Source organism: Xanthomonas sp. NCPPB 4467 (assembly GCF_041475665.2).
Taxonomy (GTDB): domain Bacteria; phylum Pseudomonadota; class Gammaproteobacteria; order Xanthomonadales; family Xanthomonadaceae; genus Xanthomonas; species Xanthomonas dyei.
On record NZ_CM191260.1, the window covers coordinates 1,454,382 to 1,470,319 of the forward strand.

At 62.2% G+C, this 15,938-nt stretch carries 13 protein-coding genes; 11 read left to right on the forward strand and 2 right to left on the reverse strand.

What is annotated here, in order from left to right; translation table 11 throughout:
• The first annotated feature begins 464 nt into the window (after positions 1-464).
• The 6 genes from hflK (at position 465) to ACCQ06_RS06405 (ending at position 8,604) form a co-directional block, all read left to right on the forward strand.
• On the forward strand, positions 465-1,601 hold the full coding sequence (hflK, locus tag ACCQ06_RS06380; protein ID WP_316691337.1) for an FtsH protease activity modulator HflK: 1,137 nt from the start codon (positions 465-467) through the stop codon (positions 1,599-1,601).
• Complete coding sequence (gene hflC, locus ACCQ06_RS06385) at positions 1,598-2,461, forward strand: protease modulator HflC (protein WP_104617549.1); 864 nt, start codon at positions 1,598-1,600, stop codon at positions 2,459-2,461. Before hflK ends, hflC begins: the two co-directional genes overlap by 4 nt.
• 287 nt (positions 2,462-2,748) lie before the next feature.
• On the forward strand, positions 2,749-3,213 hold the full coding sequence (locus tag ACCQ06_RS06390; protein WP_316691339.1) for an REP-associated tyrosine transposase: 465 nt from the start codon (positions 2,749-2,751) through the stop codon (positions 3,211-3,213).
• 334 nt (positions 3,214-3,547) lie between these two features.
• Entirely contained in the window at positions 3,548-3,733 is a 186-nt protein-coding gene (locus ACCQ06_RS06395; protein WP_104617551.1) for a DUF2065 domain-containing protein, read from the forward strand.
• A gap of 424 nt (positions 3,734-4,157) precedes the next feature.
• On the forward strand, positions 4,158-5,450 hold the full coding sequence (locus ACCQ06_RS06400) for an adenylosuccinate synthase (RefSeq protein ID WP_046963141.1): 1,293 nt from the start codon (positions 4,158-4,160) through the stop codon (positions 5,448-5,450).
• 487 nt (positions 5,451-5,937) lie between these two features.
• The gene (locus ACCQ06_RS06405) at positions 5,938-8,604 is read left to right on the forward strand and encodes a M1 family metallopeptidase (protein WP_316691342.1); all 2,667 of its coding nucleotides are present in this window, start codon (positions 5,938-5,940) and stop codon (positions 8,602-8,604) included.
• Between the two features lie 293 nt (positions 8,605-8,897).
• On the opposite strand, the gene ACCQ06_RS06410 is transcribed toward ACCQ06_RS06405, so the two are convergent.
• Positions 8,898-10,223: a Smlt3024 family type IV secretion system effector gene (locus ACCQ06_RS06410; protein ID WP_316691344.1), complete on the reverse strand. Its 1,326-nt coding sequence runs from the start codon at positions 10,221-10,223 to the stop codon at positions 8,898-8,900.
• Between the two features lie 23 nt (positions 10,224-10,246).
• Positions 10,247-11,110, reverse strand: coding sequence for a Smlt3025 familytype IV secretion system inhibitor (locus ACCQ06_RS06415; RefSeq protein ID WP_316691346.1), 864 nt, complete (start codon positions 11,108-11,110; stop codon positions 10,247-10,249).
• A 459-nt stretch (positions 11,111-11,569) separates the two neighbouring features.
• Between ACCQ06_RS06415 and ACCQ06_RS06420 the strand changes: the two genes are divergently transcribed.
• The 5 genes from ACCQ06_RS06420 to ACCQ06_RS06440 all read left to right on the forward strand — a co-directional run bounded on the left by ACCQ06_RS06420 (position 11,570) and on the right by ACCQ06_RS06440 (position 15,906).
• The gene (locus tag ACCQ06_RS06420) at positions 11,570-12,487 is read left to right on the forward strand and encodes a hypothetical protein (RefSeq protein ID WP_316691347.1); all 918 of its coding nucleotides are present in this window, start codon (positions 11,570-11,572) and stop codon (positions 12,485-12,487) included.
• 155 nt (positions 12,488-12,642) lie between these two features.
• The gene (locus ACCQ06_RS06425; RefSeq protein WP_316691349.1) at positions 12,643-13,560 is read left to right on the forward strand and encodes a hypothetical protein; all 918 of its coding nucleotides are present in this window, start codon (positions 12,643-12,645) and stop codon (positions 13,558-13,560) included.
• 20 nt (positions 13,561-13,580) lie between these two features.
• Positions 13,581-14,333 carry a hypothetical protein gene (locus tag ACCQ06_RS06430; RefSeq protein ID WP_316691350.1) on the forward strand — a complete coding sequence of 251 codons (753 nt, stop codon included), beginning with the start codon at positions 13,581-13,583 and terminating at the stop codon, positions 14,331-14,333.
• Positions 14,334-14,406: 73 nt separating this feature from the next.
• Entirely contained in the window at positions 14,407-15,246 is an 840-nt protein-coding gene (locus ACCQ06_RS06435) for an XVIPCD domain-containing protein (protein ID WP_316691352.1), read from the forward strand.
• Between the two features lie 129 nt (positions 15,247-15,375).
• Positions 15,376-15,906 carry a MarR family transcriptional regulator gene (locus tag ACCQ06_RS06440; RefSeq protein ID WP_316691353.1) on the forward strand — a complete coding sequence of 177 codons (531 nt, stop codon included), beginning with the start codon at positions 15,376-15,378 and terminating at the stop codon, positions 15,904-15,906.
• Positions 15,907-15,938: the final 32 nt, after the last annotated feature.

Here is a 15,938-nt window from a genome sequence, read left to right on the forward strand (position 1 = left end):
GTCTCTTCAGGCCGATGTGCCAGTGCGCGTGAGTGCACCAACCCAGTCGTTGTCGCCATTGATTGGCGCGGTACAGCCGCTGTCGTCAGCGCGCGTGCCGGTGCCGGTGCCGGTCACGGTCTCGAAGTACCCAGGTCGTGCGCAGGAGCGCCAGGGGCGTCGGCCGCGCTGGGCCGGTTCGGCCAAACCTCCCGGTAGCGGAGCGGTCGGCTCCGCGGCTTCGATCTCGGCACCCGTTTCGCGCATTGGAAGCTCCTGCCGACCTATAACCTGGCGCCGCTACCTCGTCTCCACCCACGCCAGGAACTGCCAACCCCTTGATTCACCCCGCCGGCTAAACCGCCGATGCACCAATCAGGGCCTTTCAAAACGGCCGGTCTGCCCCATCTAGTAGAATCGGCGAATCAAACAACACGGCGGCACTGCGGGACTGGCCCGCACAGCCCCTCGATCATGGAGCGTGCATGGCCTGGAACACACCCGGCAACAAGGGCGGAGACGGCCCGGATCCCAACCGTCGCAGGTCCTGGGGCCCGCGCGGTGGTGGCAACGGTGGTGGCTGGGGCAATCTGCCCGCGCCGTTGAAGGAGCTGTTCGACGGCGGCGTGGGGCGCTGGATTCTGGTCGCGGTGGTGCTGATGGTGCTGTTCTCCAGCTTCCAGCTCATCGGCGAGCAGCAGCGTGGCGTGGTCCTGCGCTTCGGCCAGTTCTCGCGCATCCTGCAGCCCGGCCCGAGCTTCAAGCTGCCCTGGCCGATCGAGTCGGTACGCAAGGTCAATGCAACCGAGATCAAGACCTTCAGCAACCAGGTGCCGGTGCTGACGCGCGACGAGAACATCGTCAACGTCTCGCTCAACGTGCAGTACCAGATCAGCGACCCGCGCAAATATCTGTTCGGCTCGCGGAATGCCGACCTGGTGCTGGAGCAGGCCGCGCAGAGCGCGGTGCGTGAGCAGGTGGGTCGGTCCGACCTCAATACCGTGCTCAACAATCGCGGCCCGCTGGCGATCGCCTCCAAGGACCGTCTGCAGATGGCGCTGGATGCCTACAACACCGGCCTGGCCGTGACCGGCGTGACCCTGCCGGACGCGCGCCCGCCGGAAGAAGTGAAGCCGGCCTTCGACGAGGTCAACGGTGCCCAGCAGGTGCGCGAGCGCCTGATCAACGAAGCCCAGGCCTACGCCGCCAAGGTGGTGCCGGAAGCGCGCGGCCAGGGTGCACGCACCCGCACCGGCGCCGAAGGCTACAAGCAGGCAGTGATCTCCAAGGCCGAGGGCGACGCCGATCGCTTCACCCTGCTGCAGGAGCAGTACGCCAATGCTCCCGAAGTCACGCGCAAGCGGCTGTGGCTGGAAACCGTGCAGAAGGTGTTGTCGGAGAACCGCAAGGTGATCGGCAGCGATGGCCGCCAGGTCATCTATGTGCCGCTGCCAGATGCTGGCAAGGCTGCCAACGCCGGCGGCAACGTGGGCACTGGCGGCATGCCGTCGATGGTGCCGCAGGACGTGTTGTTGAATCCGCCGCAAAGCGCCACCAGCGAGGCCATCCGCAACCCGGAACGCGGCCCGCGCCCGACCGGCCGTGAGGGAACCGACCAATGAAAAATTCGCTAGTTATCGGCCTGATCGTCGCCGTGTTGCTGACCCTGATGGGCTCGGTGTTCGTGGTGCGCGAAGACCAGACCGCCATGGTGCTCAACCTGGGCCGCGTGGTGCGCGCCGACCTCAAGCCCGGCCTGCACTTCAAGATTCCGGTGGTGGAATCGGTGCGCGTGTTCGACCGCCGCTTCCAGGTGCTCGATACCGCCCCGGCGCGGTACTTCACCGCCGAGCAGAAAGACGTGAGCGTGGACTTCTTCGCCATCGGCTACATCTCCGATGTGCGTGCGTTCTATCGCGCCACCGGCGGTGAAGAGTCGGTGGCCAATTCGCGCCTGGCCCCGATCATCACAGACTCGCTGCGCAACCAGATCAACTCGCGCACCTTGCAGCAGCTGGTCTCTGGCGACCGCAGCGAATTGATCGCCAGCCAGCTCAAGGGCATCAACGGCGCCATCAAGGGCTTAGGGATGCAGATCACCGACCTGCGCATCAAGCAGATCGACCTGCCGACCGACAGCCAGGTGATCACCGACGTCTACGAGCGCATGCGCGCCCAGCGCAAGCAGGAAGCCAGCAAGCTGCGTGCCGAAGGCGAAGAGCAGGCACTGACCATCCGTGCGCAAGCCGACCGCGAAAGCACGGTGATCAAGGCCGACGCCGAACGCGATGCGCAGAAACTGCGTGGCGAAGGCGATGCCGATGCCGCCCGCATCTACGGCCAGGCCGGCGCAAAGGACCCCTCGTTCTACGCTTTCTACCGCAGTCTGGAGGCCTATCGCGAATCGATGGCCGACGGCAACGGCGTGATCGTGCTCGACAAGAACGACCCGTTCCTGCAGTACCTCAAGAGCGATCGTTGATCGCTGAGTGTTGAATTGCTGATCACCTTGTACCGAGGTGCTCAGTGTTGAACCGAAAACGCCCGCGCAATGCGGGCGTTTTCGTCTGTGCCCGTCACCGCCAAACAGTTGCATGCTCGCCCAACGAGCCCACGACGTAGGAGCGCACCCGGGCGCGACAGGGCCTTCCCGGCATACCCAACCGACTGTCTTCAAACTTCAAACAGCCGGGTAAAACGTAGATTTCCTAAAACAAAACCCAGCAACCCCCGATATTCCTCATGCTGCGAAGCCATCAGCATTGCCGCATGGCCAACGTCCACTCACCCGGGAATCGCGCGCTGCGCCGCGGCAGACAGTCTTTGCCCAACGGCGGTTACCTGTTGACCACCACGACATGGCAGCGTCGCGCTGTGTTCGCAGATTTTCTGCTCGCCGCCGCGGCCTGTCGGGCGTTTACCGCAGCAACGCCACTCGATGCCAGGCTGCTGGCCTGGGTGTTGATGCCTGATCATGTGCATTGGTTGGTGCAACTCGGCAGCGCCACATCGTTGGCCGACACCGTATCGCGCATGAAAGCGTGCGCAGCGCGTGCGGTGAACGATCAGCGTCAACATCGCGTGGCGGTCTGGAGCCGCAGCTACCACGACCATGCGTTGCGCAAAGACGACGACCTGCATGCAGTGGCGCGTTACCTGATCGCCAATCCACTGCGGGCCGGACTGGTTGCCCGCATCGGCGATTCCCCCTTCTGGGACGCAATCTGGCTGTGAGGCTGGGCAGCTTGGAGCGCACCCGGGCGCGACGGGCATTACCGGTGATGCCCGTCGCGCCCGGGTGCGCTCCTACGATGCATGCCTGCCTGGCCTGCCTGCCGGGTGGATTGTCTTTTTGTAGATCCCAGGGTGTCGATCGCGCCCGGGCGTCCCAGATGAAGAGTGAGGCTTACTTGGTTTTATGAGCCAGACTCAGCCGCGTAGGAGCGCACCTGGGCGCGAAAGCTTTACAGGGAATGCGCCTGTCGCGCCCGGGTGCGCTCCTACGATGTAAGCCTGTTGGTTGCCGAACCGGCACACTGCAGATCCCCACGTTGTCCTGGTGTTGTTGATGCACGAGTTTCTGTCAGCGTTGTGCTTGATCGCCGTCATTGAAGGTTTGCTGCTGTTTGCCGCGCCAACCGCCTGGAAGCGCATGGTCGAGCAACTGTTCAGTCTGCCCACTGCGCAATTGCGCTCTATCGGCGGCGTCACCCTGGTCATGGGGGCGATCGCGTTGTGGATCGTGCGCCACTGAGGAGGCCATCCATTCCCGCAGCAAGGGCAGTGTAGGAGCGCACCTGGGCGCGACAGGCATTCCCAGCAAAGCGTCGCGCCCAGGTGCGCTCCTGCGGCCCGGGGGGGATTGGAGATTTTCGACGACCAGTCTAGAGCCCGGCAGCGGTCGGATCACCCACCAACCGACGGCCATCCGCAATCTGACCAGCCTCCATTCCGCCGTCCTCGAAGGGGTAGTGCACGTCACCCGAAACCCGGATAATGCACAAAAGCCGGCCGGGCACGCTCCAACCAGAGCACCCCGTTCGGCTTTTTCCGTGTCCGGGCTGGTCGCCGCTGCAACGCTCCCCGATGGAGCCGCGCGCAAGGTGGCGCCTCCAGCCCCGAACCGGTCCCATCCCGCGGCCCCGATGGCCGCAGCAAAACTCAGGAGTCCACCCGTCATGGGTCAGTCAGTTGTCGTGCTCGGTGCCCAGTGGGGCGATGAAGGCAAAGGCAAGATCGTCGATCTGCTTACCGAAGAGATCGGTGCGGTCGTCCGCTTCCAGGGCGGCCATAATGCCGGCCATACGCTGGTCATCAACGGCAAGAAGACCGTCTTGCATCTGATTCCGTCCGGCATCCTGCGCGACGACGCGCTGTGCCTGATCGGCAATGGCGTGGTGATCTCCCCGGCCGCGCTGATCAAGGAAATCAGCGAGCTGGAAGGCGCCGGCGTGGAGGTGCGTTCGCGCCTGAAGATTTCCCCGGCTGCCCCGTTGATCATGCCGTACCACATCGCCCTGGATCAGGCGCGCGAGAAGGCCGCCGGCGGCAAGGCCATCGGCACCACCGGTCGCGGCATCGGCCCGGCGTACGAAGACAAGGTGGCGCGTCGCGGTATCCGCATCGCCGACCTGCATTACCCGCCGCAGCTGGAAGAACTGCTGCGCACCGCGCTCGATTACCACAACTTCGTGCTGACCAAGTACCTGGGCGTGGAAGCGGTCGATTTCCAGAAGACCTACGACGAAGCGCTGGCGTTCGGCGACTACGTGCAGCCGATGAAGTACGACGTGGCCGGCATCCTGCACGACCTGCGCAAGCAGGGTAAGCGGGTGCTGTTCGAAGGCGCGCAGGGCGCGTTGCTGGACATCGACCACGGCACCTATCCGTACGTCACCAGCTCCAATACCACGGTGGGCGGCGCACTGGCCGGCACCGGCGTTGGCGCCGATGCGATCGACTACGTGCTGGGCATTGCCAAGGCCTACGCCACGCGCGTGGGTGGCGGCCCGTTCCCGACCGAACTGGACGACGAAGTGGGCCAGGGCATCCGCGACCGCGGTGCCGAGTACGGTGCCTCCACCGGCCGCCCGCGTCGTTGCGGCTGGATGGACATCGTCGCGCTCAAGCGCGCGGTAGCCATCAACGGGATCTCCGGCCTGTGCATCACCAAGCTCGACGTGCTGGACGGCATGGAAAAGCTCAAGGTCTGCATCGCGTACGAATACCGCGGCAAGCGCACCGAATACGCGCCGCTGGATGCACAGGGCTGGGAAGAGTGCACGCCGGTGTACCTGGAGTTCCCGGGTTGGACCGAAAACACCCACGGCATCACCGTGTGGGACGAGCTGCCGCCTGCCGCACGCGCCTACCTGCGCGCGCTTGAAGAACTGGCCGGCTGCCCGATCAGCATCGTTTCCACCGGCCCGGACCGCGACCACACCATGGTGCTGCAGGACCCGTTCGCCTGATCGCCTGATGCACTATCGAAACAAGAGAGCCCTGCGAAAGCGGGGCTTTTCTTTGTCACGCTATCACCCGTCGCCTTGGGTAGCGGAATAATGGTGTAAGTCCGGCAGCCTGATCGCAGTCCAAGGCCCGCTTGCGCACGTGGCGCAGCCGATCAGGCAGGCCGACTGCAACGACGGCGGATGTGTTGGGTCAGCGTGATGCCGAGTGGTGCTGGAGATATGGAGCGCGCGACGCATCACGGTCATTGCCACCGCGCGCCAGCCGCCTTGATACGAGTCGTGTTCACCGCTGGCCTGTAGCATGACACCCGCCAACCGGTGTCCGTTCGCGCCGGCTTGCTTTGATTATCATCGGCAGCACCAACGCTTCTTTTCCGCGTCTACGTTTTCGTGCTTGCAAGGCGTGGACGTGACTTTCGGCTGTGTTGGGGTATCTGCGTTGACGCGATGATTCGGCACGGACAACTTCCATCACGTTAGGAACCACATGCGCCATATCCTGGTGACTGCAATTGCACTGGCGCTGGCCAGCACGTCCGCCGCTACCGTGGCCCATGCTGCCGCTGCTCCCGGGACGGGGGCCCCATCGGTCTTGCAGGTCACTACCCAGCTGCCGCGAACCGCCAGGCCGACGCATTACGCGGTGGAGATCACCCCGCATGCCGACAAGATGACCTTCGACGGCAAGGTGCGCATCGATGTCCAGGTGCTCACCGCTACCGATGCCATCGTGTTGCAGGCAGCCAATCTGCACTTTTCCAAAGCTACGCTCGCAGCAACGGGCGGCAAGCCGGTAGCGACCAAGATCGCCACCGACGCCGATGCGCAGACCGCGCGCTTCGATACCGGCACACCGCTGGCACCGGGTAACTACGTGTTGTCCATCGACTACAGCGGCATCATCAACACGCAGGCCAATGGCTTGTTCGCGCTGGATTACACCACGCCGCAGGGCCAGCGCCGCGCGCTGTTCACCCAGTTCGAAAATTCCGATGCGCGCCGCTTCATTCCGTCCTGGGATGAGCCCAATTTCAAGGCCACGTTCGACCTTGCGGTGAATGCGCCGGCCAAGCAGATGGCGGTGAGCAACATGCCGGTGGCGCGTTCCAGCGCAGCGGCGGGCGGGATGAAGAAGGTCGTTTTCCAGACCACGCCCAAGATGTCCACCTACCTGCTGTTCATGAGCCTGGGCGACTTCGAGCGCGCCACGGTCAAGGCCGATAACGGCACCGAGATCGGTGTGATCGCGCAGGCTGGCAAGGTCGATCAAGCCAAGTTCGCACTGGAATCCAGCCGCGATGTGCTGCATGCGTACAACGATTACTTCGGCGTGCCGTATCCGCTACCCAAGCTGGACAACATCGCTGCGCCCGGGCAGAGCCAGTTTTTCGGCGCCATGGAGAACTGGGGCGCGATCTTTACGTTCGAGTTCGTGTTGCTGCTCGACCCGGCGGTGGCCGACATCAACAGCAAGCAGGCCGTGTTCACGACCGCTGCGCACGAAATCGCCCATCAGTGGTTCGGCAATCTGGTCACCATGGCGTGGTGGGACGACCTGTGGCTCAACGAAGGTTTCGCCAACTGGATGGAATCGCGAACGACCGCGATGCTTCACCCGGAATGGGATATCGACAAGACCAGCGCGGCGTTCAAAAGTCGCGCGGCGATGCGGCGCGACGCCTATGCCACCACCCATCCGGTCGTGCAGCACGTGGACACCGTGGAGCAGGCCAGCCAGGCATTCGACGTGATCACCTACGACAAGGGCGAAGCGGTCATCGGCATGCTCGAAGACTACGTCGGCGCCGAGCAATGGCGTGCCGGCGTGCGCAACTACATCAAGCAGCATCAGTACGGAAACGCGGTGACCGATGCGCTGTGGCAGCAGGTCGATGCGATGGCACCGGGCAAGCAATTCACCCAGGTCGCACACGACTTCACCACCCAGCCCGGCGTGCCGTTGATCAATGTCGCCTCCACGTGTGTGGGCGGGCAGACCCACCTCACCCTGCAGCAGGGCGAATACACGCTCGACCGCCCCGACAAGCAGCCGCTGCGCTGGCATGTGCCGGTCGCCGTGCGTGCCGGCAACGGCGTGCCGGTACGCGTGCTGGTGGATGGCAGCGCACAGCTGCAACTGCCCGGCTGCGATGCACCGGTGGTGGTCAACGCCGGGCAGAAAGGCTACTTCCGCACCCGCTATGCACCAGCGCAGTTCAAGGCGCTCAGCACTGCATTTTCCAGCCTGCCGGTGGTGGACCAGCTTGGTTTGATGATGGATACCAGTGCGCTTGCCACGGTTGGCCTGCAACCGCAGGCAGATGCGCTGGAGTTGACCACCAAGGTGGCGGTGGGCGCTTCGCCGGACCTGTGGGAAACGGTGGCCGGCACTGTGGACAGTGTCGACGACATGCTCAAGCAACATCCGGCCATCCGTGCCGCATGGCGGTCGTATGCCACCTCGCGGCTGGCACCGCAATTTGCCACCCTGGGCTGGGACGACCGCACTGGCGATTCGGCGCAGATCAAGCAACTGCGCACACGGCTGATTGGCAGCCTCAGCGACATGGACGACGCGCAGCTCATTGCCGAAGCGCGCCGCCGTTTTGCCGCCTTCCAGGCCGACCCGGCGTCGCTGTCGCCGGAGCTGCGCACCAGCGTGCTGAGCATCGTCGCGCGCAATGCCGATGCCGCCACCTGGGACGCGCTGCATGCGATGGCGAAGAAGGAAACCTCTTCGATGATCCGCGACCAGTACTATGGCCTGCTGGCGGCAACAGCAGACCAGGCCTTGGCCAAGCGTGCACTGGAGCTGGCCTTGACCGCCGAGCCAGGCGCCACCACCGGTGCCAGCATGATCGACATGGTGGCGAGCGAACATCCGGACCTGGCCTTCGACTTCGCCGTGGCGCATCGGCCACAGGTGGATGGCCTGGTCGACTCCACCTCGCGTGCCCGCTATTACCCACGCCTGGGTTCGGGCTCGGTCGACCCGAAGATGGCCGACAAGATCAAGGCCTACGCCGATCAGTATCTGGCTCCCACCTCGCGCCGTGACGCAGAGACCGCCATCACCGGCATCCAGACCCGGATCAAGCTGCGCGCGGCGTTGGTGCCGCAGATCGAGGCATGGTTGAAGGCGCGCAAGGGCTGAGCATTACCGGAGACCAGTTGAAAAAAGCCCGGCAACTGCCGGGCTTTTTCGTGTCGCGTATTGAAGGTGAGTGCCGCCTTGCAGTTTGCCGATTCGCGCAAGGGCGTACGGCGATGGAGGGGCACGCAGTTGTGCGTTTGAGCTTAGTGCGACTTCTGGAGTTGCGCGGCAGGCAGCGTTTTTTGAGCGTTTCAACATGGCCACTTGCATCACGAAGCGGCGCTGATCGTCTAGGGGTAATCCGTCTTGCCCTGCAGAGATGCCTCGCAACGCTGCGTCATGCCAGATTGCACTCAAGCCATCCGCATTGCAGGAGCCTCGCGTGAGAGGTTGTCCATCTCCTGCTGTTGGCTCTGCTGCGCTGCCTGCTGACGATCCACCGATGCAGTTTCCAGCTGCTGCAGCGATTGCCCCACCGGCGTGCGTACCGCCTCATCGGTGGGCATCGATGCACGCAGGTGTGCAGGGTCGTTCAATGCACCCTGCACCACAAACACCGTGTACCCGGCCGGGTGTTGCGCGGTCTGCGTACTCAACGCCACATGATCCACCCGGTCCAGATTGTTCTGGCGGGCCAGGCTCATGGCACTGGCCACCAGGCGTTCGCTGTTTTCGTCCGGTGTGAGCCCGGCTTGCGCATCGATAGCGCTCACACCTGCGCTCACCTGTTGCAGCAACGCGTAGTCGCGGTGGCCCGGGCCGATATCGGCCAGCTTGGTAGGTGCCTGGGTCCGATCGGGCACGCCATCGACCGATGCCGTGAACGGGCTGCGAGTGATGGAGCGGTGCTGATCGTCCTCATGAAACTGCGTCGCTTTCTGCTGGCGCTCCATGCGGACTTGGCGCGTATCGTTGAGTTCTGCAAGGCGCGCAGGATTGGTTTCTTCGCGCATGGAAGGATGCCCGCCACCGACGCTGACATTCATCCACTTCTGTTCTTTTTCGAAGTACATCGCATAGAAACTGTTGCTGCCGATCACATTTGGATCGATCGCAGAACGGCCCTCCAGCATCTGGATCGCTTCGGTTGCCCCCAGCTTGGCCAGGTACTGGCTACCGTCCACCACGCCCATCTGCGCAAAGGTCTCGTAGCCGGTATTGCTGATGCGGGTGGCGCCGACGTACGCGTTGTCGAGCATGTTGGTCCAGATCTGTTCCAGCTTCTGGGGGCCGCTTTTTTCCAATGCTGCCTGCAGGAGCACGCGGGGTGTCCAGCAGTTGGGGTCGAGCTGGTGGAACTCGAATGCTCGATCATGTGCAGTCATTACGTCCTTGCCGGGAAGATTCAAGGCCAGGTCTGGGCGGCGCTGTTCCATCCAATGCATCCTTTGCGCCAAATCCTGCTTGACCAGCGTCTGCCCGAATACCTCCCATTGGCGCTCACTCAGTTCTGCGTTGGCAAAGCGTGATCCGTTGTCGTGTTGATGCCTGGCATAATCTTGCGCATAACTGTTTGCAACTCGGCCAGGCAAACTGTCATTGCGGACCACACCCAGTGCCAACGTTCCGTAGCCATCGGCACCTGGCAACTGTGAAAGATAGTTCCAGTAGAGTTCGCGGTTGCCATCTCTGGCATAGCTGGTCAGGACCGCCAAATCCTTCTTAGTCAATCCACTCATGATTTACTCCTGTAATAGGCGGATTACTGAACTTTGGTTCGCGCCAGGACATCCCGTACTGCGTCTTCCATGCGCTTCCAATCCTTCAGGAAGGCTCGTTTGTAGGTCAACCTGATCGAGAGCTTGTTGTCGATATCCGAGAAATAATGAAAGCAACCCGCCGAAACCGCGCCATCCTCGTTAAGAACCTGATCACCTTCCAGGCGCACTCCATCTCCTCGAAACGTCTTGCTATCGCATTTGATGAATGTCGTCAGCTTGCCCTTTGGTCCGCGGGCGACATACCAGTCGTCTTCGTAGCCGGGATTACGGGTTGGTGGTTTGCCATAGTTTGCTTCGTATTCCTTTGTATACCCCGCCATCTTTGCTTCGTCGATGGCGTACAGCATCAGCCCCATGGTTTCGGCTTGGGCAACGCGTAGGTCAAGTCGATCTCTTGGATCTCGGCGTTCCACCGAACCGTCTTCAGTGATGGCCTCGTTGGACGATAGCCTCTCCAGTGATGTTTCGATGGGTGCGCGGTCGATGTAGTCGATCGCGACCGAAATTTCCTTCCGGAAATCGTTCGTACGCGGGTTCGCGCGCGCACCGGGCGGGGTGGGGGTCATGTCCGGCCATTCGATGACAAGCGTCACGCCTTCGCCCGGCCACGGTGCGATCTGGCTGTCCAGGTAGTTGGCAGGGATACGGAACGTGTTCGGCCCCAGCTTCACGTCCACAGGCGCATCCGAATAGGTATGCCCGTTGATGGTGCGGCCTGTGGTGACGGTGTCAGACATGGGGGAAGTCCTTTTTTGTTCGGTTGAAGGCGTCCGTGCACACGCACTGCCGGTCACAGCGACGGCAAGTGCAAGCGTCAGGCACCGGCCGGATGACATCATGTGCATTGGTCAATCCATTGCAGGGTCTACCGAGAACTATAGGCAAATAAGCGATGGCGGGACAGGTTGACCACATCGATGACCGGCGTTCGACCCTCTTTAGGTATCAACAAGACCGATGCCGATTTCGGCTGGCGCTTGCGGCTACTTCTGGATCGAAGCACAAGCACTGATCGGCTGTGCGTATCAAGAAAATGCAATGAGCGCAGAAGGGTAGCGGTGACTTTCGCGAGTGGATATGCAGACCTGCAGCATTGGGGCGTGCCTTGATGTACGACCGGGAGGAACTGACCTCCGGTACTCAATAGAGCCGCGAGATGTCGTACTGCCCCCATATGCTGCACAGGCTGTTACAGGCGCTGCCAACCTCTGGGCCAGATCAATCAATGCCATGCCGATGCTTGACCTCACCCCGTTACGCGGACACAGTCCGGAGCGTCTGTTTTCTCTGCTCAGGGGATGCTCGTGAAGAAGCTGATGCGTTGCCTGGTAGCCACGGCGCTAATGCCCATCATGACGCTTGGGTGTGCACGACTTTCGACAGAAGCTGCTGCAGCAAAGCCCTTGCGCGATGCCGAGGAAGTGTCCTCCTTTCCTCAGGCACCCGCTGCTTCGCCCACATCCTGGATCCCCTTCAAGTTGGAGCGGCAGATGGGGGCTATCTGTGTTGACAGGATGCAATCGCAGGGCACTGCGCCTGCACCGCTGTTGAGGGACGCGTTTTGCCGAGGCCCGGCACCCGCGCACATGGCGCGCGCACTGCTGGCTCTGCGTGCAGACGCCGTCGATACTTCGCAGCAGGCGCGCGAAGCCAGTCTGCGCAATGCGGTCTACGTGGCCGCACCTGGGTTGGGACGACGCGCGGATTTCACTGTGGCCGCAGGTGAGCTCACGATTCGTTCGTTCGAAAGTGCCGATCCTGACAAGACGGTGTATCTGGTCTGGCCAGTGAAATGCAGTGCGGGTGACGCAGGCCTTGCATGCCAATCAGGCCAAGGGCGCAAAGCCTATCGCCTCGATAAGGACGGCAATGCATCCGACGTCAGCGTATCGATCTTCCCGCCAGCGCCCAGCCTGACTGCTGAATATATCGCCAGGCAGAACGAACACGGCGGCTCGGAGCTTTTTCTGTTCGACGACAAGTTACCTATGGCGCCAACCATGCGATGGCTAATGGAGTTTGACCCCGACCAGCCGCTTGCCGCCGATGACCCAAGGCGGGTCGGCGCTTATGCGCATTTTGGCTTTCTCCGATGGACGGGCGAACGCTTCGAGCGCGTCGAACGGGTTGCAAGAGCGCAGTGGCCGTGTCGTCAACAACGCACGGGCAAACCAGCATATTCTGATTATCCAGATGGTGAGGACCGATTCGTTTCCCATTAATTCAAAGGGTGCCAACCCATGGCGCGCGGCATAGGGTGAGCGCAAGCGCACAGGTGAAACCAGGCCAAAGCAGTAACCAGCACGACAAGGCATGATTGATATCGTCCTGATACAACAAGCCGATCAAAGCTTAGGCAACCCACACGGAGCAGAGCATGCATCATCGCCATTTGAACGGATTGCTTGTGGGTGTCGTGCTCATCGTTGCAGCTGGATGCGCCCAAGACAGCGCTCGCTCGGCAACCAGCCCTTCAGCGACGATAGCTGCCGCCAAGAACGTCTACCCGGAAGTGCCCTTGTCCTCTCCAAAGCCATGGAAGCAGTTCGCGCTGGAGCAAGACATGGGCGCCACCTGTACAACCCGATTGCAGCGAAGCGCTTCTGGCCGCAGTGTTCTTCTGCCTGCCGACGAATGCATCGGCCCTGCGCCGCGCCCTTTAGCTCAAGTTATCTTGGCGCTTTCATCATCTGATCTGGCAATCACTCCCGACACGCGCGCAGACGCCTTGAAACATGCTGTTTACGTTGCATCTGCTGGTTTGGGTAAGCGTGCCGATTTCATGCTGGCGACCGATGCATTCTGGGTGCGCTCTTTCGAATCACCCGATCCTCTTGATGTCGTATACCTGGTTGGTGGGGTGCGGTGTACCGATCAGGCAGTGGACTGCAAGGATTCGGGTGGCGTACGCGCATTCCGTTTCGATGCGAAAGGACAGCTGGCCGATGTTAGTAAAGAGGTATTGCCGCCTGCACCCACATTGACCGAGGACGAGATCCGTCGTTACCAGCCTTACGCGGAACCTGTCCCGTTTCTTGATATGTCGCGTCTGTGGGCGGTTCCCGTGCTGCGCTGGGTGATCGAGTTCGACCCGGACGCACCGCTTGCCAGTGATCCGCGCTACTACAACGATTGGGCGTACCTGCATTTCGGATTTCTGGTCTGGAACGGGCAGCGCTTTGACTTGATGAACACGGTTGATCGCTCGCGATGGCCGTGCAGGCCCGTCGCTGAAGGAAAGGCTGCCTGTTCTGGTCCGCTGGACAACAAGGGCGACCGTTTCGTCACTCATTAATCGATGCAGGGAGAGCAAAGATGGCGCGTGTCATAGAGCTCAATATCAAAGAGCGTGCAGACGAGGTTGTGGTGTTGTTCAATGCCAACCGTCCCGCAGATGCAGTGGCATTGCTGGAACGGCATCGGCAAGGACAGCCAGAAATCGTGCAAGAAAGCATGGATCGCTACGTCGGCATCCAGGCAGAGCGTGATATCGCTGCCAATGCAGGCCGCGCGCAGACGCCAGGCGTTACCGCAGCGCTACAACGCCTGCAAAGCATTCACACGACTGCACCGCGATTTCCAGCCGACAATGAGATGGCGACTCTCTCCGACGGTCAAAAATACGACGTTTACGCAAGCATCGCCCAAGCGCGTGGCAATACGGCAGCAGATCAGGCGCTTGCAACGCCAGGGCAACGGGTCATCCTTGGCCTGCAGCAAGAGAATTCCACGCTCGACGCCATGGAAGATTCGGCACATCCAACCCAAAGGCGGTCAGATAACCCGGCAACTCCTCGCGATGAGTCACGCGGTGGCAGCGGTGTCTACAACGATCGCCTGGTCGTTCTGTGGAAGGACGCAGACGGAACCGCTCATGTGGTTGAAGCGAACCGCTCTAACACCGAGCCCACTGCGCAATACGATCACCACGCGGGCAATACCGGAGCGAGGCCGCTGGGCGAGGGCGGTCGTAAAAACCGCCGATTCGATCCCTCCCCCGGGTTTGAGAGCATTACGCGGCCGCGCAAGATCGAGGGTGACGATGTAAATGGGGGATGGTGTCCGTGACCTCGGACGTTTGGGCGAAGGCACGATCGAAATGCAGAGGGCGCAGCATCCCAATCCATTGCTGGCTGGATCCATGGACGATGCGCTGCGGCCTAGCCAGGCTGCAGTGACTGCAGGTCTCGGCATGGTGCAGCGGGACAGCAATGCCGACGGCTGGTTTGATCACGCCGACGTCAACGGCACACAGGATCTCAACGACACATTCAAAATCCACCGCGGATCACGCGGCAGCACAGACTCGGCCGGCTGCCAGACTATCCACGCGGACGACTACGAGCCGTTCATGGATGCTGTTCAAGGCAACCCTGCGCAAACACGCTGGCAATACGTGCTGACCAGCACGACCCCTGGCCCCGTGCGAGAGCAGCAGCTAGACCAAGGGCTTCAGCAGGAGGGAGCACGGCCCGGCCCTCAGCCGCGTGGCAATCAGCCGCCTCATCCCCAACGGCAAGAAGGTGGGCCGGCAGAGCCGGTGCACGGCAGGCAGCGACAGGCAGACCTGGAACCCACGCCGCAGGCACCTCACCCCCTGCATGCACAGGCAACGACTCTGGTTGGCAAGTTGGATGCCAGCATGGGACGGAGCAGTGATGCGCACAGCGAGCGGATGAGTGCCAGCTTGGCGCATCTGGCAAAGGAGCACGGGCTTGAGCGGATTGACCATGTGTCGCTGAGCAACCAGACACCGCGTGCGGCGGCTGGCGCTACCGTGTTCGTGGTGCAGGGCGAGCCCAGCAATCCGGCCCATCTGCGTGCCAGCATGCCCACTGACGTGGCCGTCAGTACGCCGGTGGAGCAATCGCTGGCAAAGCTGCAAGAACTCGACGCGCGCAACTTGGCGCAGAGCCAAAGCCAAGCGCAGGAGAGATCGTTGGCGCAGGAGGAGGCGGTTAAGCCGCGGAGCATTGGATGAGAGTGTCTGGCTTCCGCCTTCGAGCGCTAGATCCTCGTTTAGGTCAGCGTGTCGCAAAGACTGCTTGCAAAAACAGTTTGTTCGCTGGATATTCCATATTCTGGAATATGGAATAAGGCGGGCTTGGCCGTGGAACTGAAGCCGCAGGATTTGGTGGTGCTGTACAAGCAGGTCGCCCAGGCGGGCCAGGCCTGGACCTATGCATCCCTCGGAGAAGCGCTGGGCATGAGCGCCTCTCAGGTGCATCGCAGCGTCAAGCGCGCGGTGGCATCCGGCTTGGCGCTGGAAAAAAGCCGCGGCGAGTGGGAGACGGTGCGCACGGCCTTGCACGAGTTTGCGGTCCACGGCGTGCGTTATGCCTTTCCTGCGGTCATCGGGCCGCCAAAGCGTGGCATTCCTACGGCTTTTGGCGTGCCCCCACTGTCCACTGCGATTGCCAGCTCCCCAGGGGATGCACCGGTGTGGCCAAGCGCGCAGGGCACGGCCAAAGGCCCCGGCTTGTCGCCGTTGTCGGCCGGTGCGCCCAACGCTGCGCTGGCCGACCCGGCCTTGCACCAGCTGCTGGCGCTGCAGGACGCCCTGCGTAGCGGGCGCGCCCGCGAGCGCACGCTGGCGGCGCGCTATCTCAAGCAGTTGCTGGGGCTTGGCGATGCGGTCTGATGATCCTAACTACCGCATCTGCGTGTGATTGC